This window comes from Nocardioides sp., assembly GCF_025964975.1.
Classification (GTDB): domain Bacteria; phylum Actinomycetota; class Actinomycetes; order Propionibacteriales; family Nocardioidaceae; genus Nocardioides.
On sequence record NZ_JAOPXV010000121.1, the window covers coordinates 1 to 8473 of the forward strand.

Consider the following 8473-nt stretch of genomic DNA (forward strand, 5'->3'; position numbering starts at 1 on the left):
ATCAGACGGTGACGATGCCTTCGTGCTCGGTGCGCGCGGACTCCAGGACGGAGCGCCACGAAGCGGCAGGACGACGGCGGATGAGGGCACGACGCTCACGCTCGGTCATACCGCCCCAGACACCCCACTCGATCTGGTTGTCCAGCGCCTCAGCGAGGCACTCGGTACGCACGGGGCAGGAAGCACAGACCTGCTTGGCCTTGTTCTGCTCGGCTCCACGCACGAAGAGTGCGTCCGGAGTGTCCTGGCGGCAAGCGGCCCGCGGTGCCCAGTCTTCGACCCACATGATGTCCACCATCTCTTGGGCCGGTGACCTTCGCCCCCATAGCGACGGTTCTTCGACCCAAGATGAAGGTAGGCGAAGAGCAAGTAGTTGAAGCAGACACGAACCGACCAAATCCCATGGTCCGATATGACTAGACCACCTCTGGTCACCTTTTGCTGCGCGGGCCCGATCCGGTGTGGTACGACGAATGCGACGGTCGGGTCTGCTCCCGTACTCTGGCGCCATGTCCACGCCTTCTCCCATCCCCCCGCGCCGCCCCTCGGTGATGTCGCACCTCGCCGTCATGGCGGTCGTGGCGGCGGTCCTCGGTGTCCTGGTGGCGGGGCTCGCGATCCCTTTCGCCGGCGTGGTCGGAGTGGCGGCGAAAGACCTCAGCAAGGGCATGGTCAACCTGCCTGAAGAGCTCGAGGCGGAGGAGCTCGCCCAGACGACGCGCATCTACGACGTCGACGGCACCCTGATCGCGTCCCTCTACGACCAGAACCGCATCAACGTCGGCCTGCGCCAGATCTCGCGCAAGATGGTCGAGGCGATCGTCTCCATCGAGGACGACCGGTTCTACCAGCACGGCGCCCTCGACATCCGCGGCACGATCCGCGCCTTCGTCACCAACCAGGCCAGCGGCTCGGTGCAGGGCGGGTCCTCGATCACCCAGCAGATGGTCAAGCAGACCCTGCTCAACCAGGCGGACACGAAGGCGGAAGCCGCGGCCGCGACCGACGACACCTACGCGCGCAAGATCCGTGAGCTGCGCTACGCCATCGCCTTCGAGAAGAACTACTCCAAGGACTGGATCCTCGAGCGCTACCTCAACATCGCCTACTTCGGTGACGGCACCTACGGCATCCAGTCGGCGGCCCAGCACTACTTCAGGAAGAACGCGAAGAACCTCAACTACCAGCAGTCGGCGACGCTCGCCGGCCTGGTGAAGAACCCGACCGGCTATGACCCCACCAACTCCCCCGAGCGGGCGCTGAACCGTCGCAACGTCGTCCTCGACCGCATGGCCACGCTCAACGTCATCCCGCGGGAGCAGGCCGAGAAGATGAAGGAGCGGCCGCTGGGGCTCAAGCTGAACCCGTCCCCCAACGGTTGCCAGCAGTCGCAGGCGCCGTTCTTCTGCGACTACGCGGTCAACTACCTCCTCAGGGACAAGTCCCTCGGCGAGACGGTCAAGGAGCGCAAGCGGCTCCTGCAGTCCGGCGGTCTCACGATCCACACGACGATCGACCTGGACTACCAGGCGGGTGCCGATGCGGCCGTCCAGGCGCACGTCTACCCGAAGGACGACGCCATCGGCGGTCTCGCCATGGTAGAGCCCGGCACCGGCTACGTCCGCGCCCTCGCGCAGTCGCGGCCGATGGGCAAGGACAAGAAGTCGGGCGAGACCTACCTCAACTACGTGGTCCCGCGGAAGTACGGCGACGCCAACGGCTTCCAGGCCGGCTCCACGTTCAAGGTCTTCGTGCTCGCCTCGGCGATCAACCAGGGGATCCCGTTGAGCACCCAGATCTCCGCGCCGGACAGCATGACCATCCCGGACGAGGAGTTCGAGACCTGCGATGGTCCTTACGCCGGCGACGGTGAGGGCTGGAACGTCTCCAACTCGACGGACAGCGGCACCTTCGACCTCTACACCGGCACGCAGAACTCGGTGAACACCTTCTTCGCCCAACTCGAGGTGGAGACGGGCATGTGCGAGCCGATCGAGCTGGCGAAGAAGATGGGCATCAAGATCCCGATCGAGCAGCAGGTCCCGTCCTGGGTCCTGGGGGTCTCGGACACCGACCCGGTCACCATGGCAGGCGCGTACGCCACCTTCGCGGCGCGCGGCATCCACTGCGACAACCTCCCCGTCACGCAGATCCTCGCCTCTGACGGCAGCACGGTGAAGAACTACGACCCCAGCTGCGAGCAGGTGATGCCGGGGGTCACCGCCGACGCCGTCAACGACATCCTGCGCGGGGTGATGGAGCCGGGTGGCTTCGGACAGAACATCGCCCCCGCCCAGCCGTCCGCGGGCAAGACGGGCACCAACCAGCAGAACATGTCGGTGTGGTTCGTCGGCTACACGCCGCAGATCGCCACGGCTGCGATGGTCGCCGGTGCCAACTCGCAGGGCTACTGGGTCAGCCTCAACGGGCAGACCGTCGGTGACTCCTACATCAGCGAGGCCTTCGGCTCGACCGTCGCCGGCCCGATCTGGGGCGAGGCGATGGCGGCCGTCTCGGACCGTCTCGACTACGAGGAGTTCAACCCGCCCGCCGGTGACGAGATCGCCGGCGTCCTGGCTCCGGTCCCCGACGTCGCCGGCATGACGCTGAGGGAAGCCCGTGCGGCTCTCGAGTCGGCCGGCTTCGTGACCAGCCTGGGCGGCGTCGCGGACTCCGAGCTGACCGAGGGCACCGTCGTGTTCACCTCGCCGTCGGCAGGCACCGACCTGGGCTCCGGCGACACGGTCTCGATCTACCAGTCGACCGGCTACGTCCCGCCGCCCCCGGACACCAGCGGCGGCGGAGACGGCGGCGGGAACGGCAAGGGCAACGGCAAGGGCAGGGGCAACCGCTAGCCCAGCTGGCGGCGTACCTCCGCGGCCACTGCCCCACCGTCGGCGCGCCCCTTCACCTGGGGCGTGACGATCCCCATGACCTTGCCCATGGCGCGCATGCCTTCGCCGGCGGCCCCGGTCTGCTCGATGGCTGCAGAGACGATCTCGGTGACCTCGGAGTCGCTCAGCTGGGCAGGCAGGTAGTCGGCCAGCACCTCGCCCTCGGCGAACTCCTTGGCTGCCATCTCGGCGCGACCGCCCTCGCCGAAGGCCACGGCCGCTTCGCGGCGCTTCTTGGCTTCGCTCGACAGGACCCCGATGATGTCGTCGTCGGTGAGCTCGCGCGCCTCCTTGCCGGCCACCTCTGCGTTCGTGATGGCCGTCAGCACCATCCGCAGGGTCGAGGAGCGGACCTCGTCACGCGACTTGATGGCGGTGGTCAGGTCGGCACGCAGACGGTCCTTGAGAGCACTCATGGGTCCATTGTGGCAGCCTTGCCCGATGCCCTCTCCCGAGTTTCTGCGCCGCTCGGCCGGGCTGACCCTGGGCGCAGGCTTCGCGCTGGCGTCGTACGCCGCCTGGGAGGCCCGGCAGTACACCGTGCGTGAGGTGACCGTGCCGCTTCTCCCCGCCGGTCACGCTCCGTTGCGTGTGCTGCACCTCAGCGACATCCACATGGCGCCGGACCAGCGTGCCAAGCAGCAGTGGCTGCGAGGACTGGCCGAGCTCGAGCCGGATCTCGTCATCGACACCGGGGACAACCTGGCGCACATGGCATCGGTGCCGATCGTGCTCGATTCGATGGGCCCCCTGCTCGACCGGCCGGGCGTCTCGGTGTTCGGCTCCAACGACTACTTCTCGCCCGGCTGGCGCAACCCGCTGCGCTACCTCGTTGCCGACAACGGCAGGCGCAACACCCACACGCCGGAGCTGCCCTGGCGTGAGCTCAAGCAGCGGTTCGCCGACCGCGGCTGGATGCACCTGTGCAACGAGTTCGGCCGGGTCACGGTGGGTGGCACCACGTTCGCGCTGGCCGGTGTCGATGACCCCCACCTCCGCTACGACGACCTCGTCGCCGTCGCCGGGCCCGCCGACGCGGCGGCCGACGTACGGCTCGGGATCACGCATGCGCCGTACCTCCGCGTGCTCGACCACTACGCCGCAGCGGGCTACGACGCGATCATTGCCGGCCACACCCACGGCGGGCAGGTGTGCCTGCCGGGGTATGGCGCACTGACGACCAACTGCGACCTCGAACCGGCCCGCGCCAAGGGCCTGCACCGGCACCCGGCGTCGTCGACGCCGGGGGACCCGGGCTCCTCGTGGCTGCACGTGTCTGCCGGTCTGGGAACGAACCCCTACGTGCGGTTCCGGGTCGCCTGCCGCCCGGAGGCCACGCTGATGACCCTCGTGCCGAAGGCGTGATCCCGCGCGTCCAGCCCGAATTCGGAGGGGTCCTGACGCTCGGGTATGCTCGCCCTGCTCCACGGCCGGTCACCGGCCCGGGGCGGACCGGGGTGTGGCGCAGCTTGGTAGCGCGCGTCGTTCGGGACGACGAGGCCGCAGGTTCAAATCCTGTCACCCCGACCAGGTCATCTCGCAAGAGAAGAAAAGATCCGGGCCCCCCTCGGGGGTCCGGATCTTTTCGTTTCGTGGTGCCCCGGACAGGATGGGATCGATGAAGACGGACCACACGTTGACCCTCGCACTCCTATGCCGCGAAGCACCACGAGTTCCGGCTGGTCGACGTCCCCGCCCTTCACTACCTGATGGTGGACGGGCGCGGCGATCCCCACAGGGGCGGGGCGTACGCCGACGCCATCGCAGCGCTCTACCCGGTGGCGTAGACGCTCAAGTTTGCCAGCAAGCAGGACCTCGGCCAGGACTACGTCGTCATGCCCCTGGAGGCGCAGTGGTGGGCGACGGACATGGCCGTGTTCACCGCAGCCCGGGACAAGTCGCAGTGGGACTGGACGGCCATGATCGTGGTGCCGGACCGGATCACCGCCGAGCTGTTGGAGCGCGCCGTCGCCAAGGTCGCAGGGAAAAGCCGGCCTCCCAGCCTGGACCAGGTCAGGCTGGAGACGCTGCACGAGGGACTGTGCGTCCAGACCCTGCACATCGGGTCCTACGACGACGAGGCCGAGATCCTCGAGGCATTGCGTCACCACCACATCCCCGACAGCGGCCTGTGCATGACCGGCAAGCACCACGAGATCGACGCGCGGCGGTTGGAGCGCGCCAAGCTGCGCACCATCCTGCGTCAACCGGTCGAGAGGACCTGAGTTTCTGGCACACTTCGCGACATGGCTGACAAGGACCCCGAGGAGAACCTCTCGCTCCAGCTTCCCTCGTTCGGATTCGGCCGCAAGAAGTCCAAGGACGAGCCGGTCGAACCGACGACGAAAACCGCGGAGAGCGCGGAGACCGTCGAGTCGACGCGCAGCCCCACCACACCCAGCCCCAGACCGAGCTCGTCCCCCAGGCCGAAGCGCGACGTGTCGTCACCGTCCGCCACGTCCCCCAAGGCCCCGAAGCCTGCGACGCCGGCTCCGGTGGCTCCCGAGCTCGACACCGAGGCGTCCGGGCCGAGGCCCGCTGCGGCCCCCGCGCCGGGACCGGCCGAGCACGTCGACCCCGGTGTGCGGCCGTCCGGCGCGTCGAGCGTCACGCAGACCCAGCAGCCGCCGGCCGCCAGCGAGGTGAAGCGCGGACCCTCCTTCCCGACGATCCCGGCCCTCCAGGCGGTCCTGGCCGTCGGGGCGCTGATCGGCATCCTGGGCGTGCTCTTGACCTTCGCCTCCCTCAAGTTCTGCGAGCTCGTCCGCGGCACCGACTCGTGCGGAGGTCCGGGGCTGCTCCTGCTCCTTGCGACCCTCGTCGTCCTGACGTACGTCGGAGCGTGGCTGCTGCGAGGTTTCGGCATCGATGATCCCGGCAGCACCAGCTTCCTGGCCGTCGCGCTGCTCGCCGTGATGACGATGGTGTTCTTCCTCGACGTCATCTACAGCTGGTGGCTGGTTCTCGTCATCCCGCTGGTGTCGATGGCGACGTATACGCTCGCCTGGTGGGTCACGGGCTTCGTCGACACCGACGACTCCCCGACCTGACGCGGCCGGCGGGTCAGCACGGCACCGCTGGACAGGCGGCTCAGCGAGCTGCGGTGATCAGCTCCGCGATCTGCACCGTGTTGAGCGCCGCACCCTTGCGCAGGTTGTCGTTGCTGACGAAGAGCGCCAGCCCGCGGTTGTCGTCGACGCCCGGGTCCTGCCGGATGCGGCCGACGTAGGACGGGTCCTTGCCTGCGGCGTACAACGGCGTGGGCACCTCGCGGAGCTCGACGCCGGGGGCCTCTGCCAGCAGGGCCTGGGCCTGGGCGGGCGTGATCGATGAGGTGAACTCCGCGTTGATCGCCAACGAGTGACCGGTGAAGACCGGCACTCGCACGCAGATCCCCGAGACGCGCAGGTCGGGCAGCCCGAGGATCTTGCGCGACTCGTTGCGGAGCTTCTGCTCCTCGTCGGTCTCGTTGGAGCCGTCGTCGACGATCGATCCGGCGAGGGGCAGCACGTTGTAGGCGATCGTCTCGACGTACTTCTCCGGCTCCGGGAACGCCACGGCCGAGCCGTCGTAGGCCAGCTCCCGGGCCTTCTCCCCCGCGGCGGTGACGCCGTCGATGAGCTCGTCGACTCCGGCCACGCCCGAGCCGGAGACGGCTTGGTAGGACGACACGACGAGCCGCTCCAGCCCGGCCGCGTCGTGCAGCGGCTTGAGCACCGGCAGCGCGGCCAGCGTCGTGCAGTTGGGGTTGGCGAGGATGCCCCGGCCCGCGGCGACCACGGAGTCGATCGCCGAGGGATTGACCTCGGAGACGACCAGCGCGATGGCGGGGTCGCGCCGGAAGGCCGAGGAGTTGTCGATGACGATCACGCCCGCCTCGGCCCACGCGGGAGCCAAGGCACGCGAGGTTGTGGCACCCGCGGAGAAGATAGCGATGTCGAGACCGGACGGGTCGGCAGTGGCCGCGTCCTCGACCGTGACCTCGCGGTCGCCGAAGGGCAGCACGGTGCCGGCGGAGCGGGCCGAGGCGAAGAACCGGACGTCAGCGATGGCGAAGCCTCGCTCCAGCAAGATCTCGCGGACCGCCACGCCGACCTGACCGGTCGCGCCGACGATGCCGAGGTTGACCGGGCGGCTCATCGGCCGGTCCCGCCGTAGACGACGGCCTCGATCTCGTCCGCGTCGAGGTCGAACGCACTGTGGGTGGCCCGGACCGCCTGGTCCACCTCGTCCTCGTTGACGACGACCGAGATCCGGATCTCAGAGGTCGAGATCATGCCGATATTGACCCCGGCGGAGGCGAGCGCGGCGAAGAACCTGGCGGTGATGCCCGGGTGCGAGCGCATTCCCGCACCGATGAGCGAGACCTTGCCGATGCGGTCGTCGTAGAGCAGCTTCTCGTAGCCGACCTCGCCCTGGATCTTGGCCAGGGCGTTCATGGCTGCCTGACCGTCGGTGCGCGGCAGCGTGAATGAGATGTCGGTGAGGCTGGTCGCGGCCGCGGAGACGTTCTGGACGATCATGTCGAGGTTGACCTGCGCGTCGGCAAGCGCCTCGAAGATGCGAGCCGCCTCGCCCACCTTGTCGGGGACGCCGACAACGGTAATCTTGGCTTCGCTTCGATCGTGCGCGACGCCGGAGATGATGGCCTGTTCCATGGTGCCTCCATCGGTGGGGTCTTCGACGACCCAGGTGCCTTCTAGCTGGCTGAATGACGATCGGACATGGATCGGGATGTGGTAGCGACGACCGTATTCCACGCAGCGCAGGTGCAGGATCTTCGCGCCACACGCGGCCAGCTCGAGCATCTCCTCGTAGGAGACTTTGCCGAGCTTGCGGGCCGCGGGGACGATGCGCGGGTCGGCGGTGAAGACGCCGTCGACGTCGGTGTAGATCTCGCAGACGTCCGCTTCGAGCGCGGCAGCGAGGGCGACCGCGGTCGTGTCGGTGCCGCCACGACCCAGGGTGGTGATCTCCTTGGTGTCGGCGCTCACGCCCTGGAAGCCCGCAACGATGACGATGTGACCCTCGCCGAGGGCGCTGGTGATCCGGCCCGGGGTGATGTCGATGATCTTCGCGTTGCGGTGCACGGAGTCGGTGATGACCCCGGCCTGCGAACCGGTGAAGGACCGGGCGGTGAACCCGAGGTCGGAGATCGCCATGGCGACCAGGGCCATCGAGATCCGCTCGCCGGCCGTGAGCAGCATGTCCATCTCGCGAGCGGGCGGCAGCGGGCTGACCGCGTGGGCAAGGTCCTCCAGCTCGTCGGTGGAGTCGCCCATGGCCGAGACCGCCACGACGACGTCGTGGCCGGCCTTCTTGCTCTCCACGATCCGACGGGCGACTCGCTTGATGGCGTCGGCGTCGGCGAGCGACGAGCCGCCGTACTTCTGCACGACAATGCCCACGGGAGCTCCTCGACGAATTCGCTGCAACAGTGCGGTGGTCAGACCGCAGCGCCATTGCGACGATCGACGGCCCAGATTCTACCGGGGCGGCTCGATCGGCTCCGCCAACATCTCATGGGTGACCGTGAGCGCCTCGACGGTCTCCTCGAAGTCGGTGTCGAACCGGTCGTG

At 68.4% G+C, this 8473-nt stretch carries 8 protein-coding genes and 1 tRNA gene; 5 read left to right on the forward strand and 4 right to left on the reverse strand.

Features of this window, described 5'->3' with window-relative positions; translation table 11 throughout:
* Position 1 precedes the first annotated feature (1 nt).
* Positions 2-286, reverse strand: a complete 285-nt coding sequence (locus tag JWN68_RS08985) for a WhiB family transcriptional regulator (protein WP_297737800.1) — start codon at positions 284-286, stop codon at positions 2-4.
* Between the two features lie 223 nt (positions 287-509).
* On the opposite strand from JWN68_RS08985, the gene JWN68_RS08990 reads away from it, so the two are divergent.
* On the forward strand, positions 510-2855 hold the full coding sequence (locus JWN68_RS08990) for a transglycosylase domain-containing protein (protein ID WP_297737805.1): 2346 nt from the start codon (positions 510-512) through the stop codon (positions 2853-2855).
* On the opposite strand, the gene JWN68_RS08995 is transcribed toward JWN68_RS08990, so the two are convergent.
* On the reverse strand, positions 2852-3310 hold the full coding sequence (locus JWN68_RS08995) for a GatB/YqeY domain-containing protein (protein WP_297737808.1): 459 nt from the start codon (positions 3308-3310) through the stop codon (positions 2852-2854). The genes JWN68_RS08990 and JWN68_RS08995 overlap by 4 nt on opposite strands.
* A gap of 25 nt (positions 3311-3335) precedes the next feature.
* On the opposite strand from JWN68_RS08995, the gene JWN68_RS09000 reads away from it, so the two are divergent.
* From JWN68_RS09000 to JWN68_RS09015, 4 genes are all read left to right on the forward strand, one after another.
* Positions 3336-4259 carry a metallophosphoesterase gene (locus JWN68_RS09000; RefSeq protein ID WP_297737812.1) on the forward strand — a complete coding sequence of 308 codons (924 nt, stop codon included), beginning with the start codon at positions 3336-3338 and terminating at the stop codon, positions 4257-4259.
* An 88-nt stretch (positions 4260-4347) separates the two neighbouring features.
* A tRNA-Pro gene (locus JWN68_RS09005) sits at positions 4348-4424 on the forward strand.
* A 305-nt stretch (positions 4425-4729) separates the two neighbouring features.
* On the forward strand, positions 4730-5119 hold the full coding sequence (locus tag JWN68_RS09010; protein WP_366519779.1) for a hypothetical protein: 390 nt from the start codon (positions 4730-4732) through the stop codon (positions 5117-5119).
* A gap of 21 nt (positions 5120-5140) precedes the next feature.
* Positions 5141-5944, forward strand: coding sequence for a hypothetical protein (locus JWN68_RS09015; protein WP_297737814.1), 804 nt, complete (start codon positions 5141-5143; stop codon positions 5942-5944).
* A 40-nt stretch (positions 5945-5984) separates the two neighbouring features.
* On the opposite strand, the gene JWN68_RS09020 is transcribed toward JWN68_RS09015, so the two are convergent.
* Together JWN68_RS09020 and JWN68_RS09025 are read right to left on the reverse strand one after the other, a co-directional pair.
* Positions 5985-7034 carry an aspartate-semialdehyde dehydrogenase gene (locus JWN68_RS09020; protein WP_297737817.1) on the reverse strand — a complete coding sequence of 350 codons (1050 nt, stop codon included), beginning with the start codon at positions 7032-7034 and terminating at the stop codon, positions 5985-5987.
* Positions 7031-8302, reverse strand: a complete 1272-nt coding sequence (locus JWN68_RS09025) for an aspartate kinase (protein ID WP_297737822.1) — start codon at positions 8300-8302, stop codon at positions 7031-7033. Before JWN68_RS09025 ends, JWN68_RS09020 begins: the two co-directional genes overlap by 4 nt.
* Between the last annotated feature and the right edge of the window lie 171 nt (positions 8303-8473).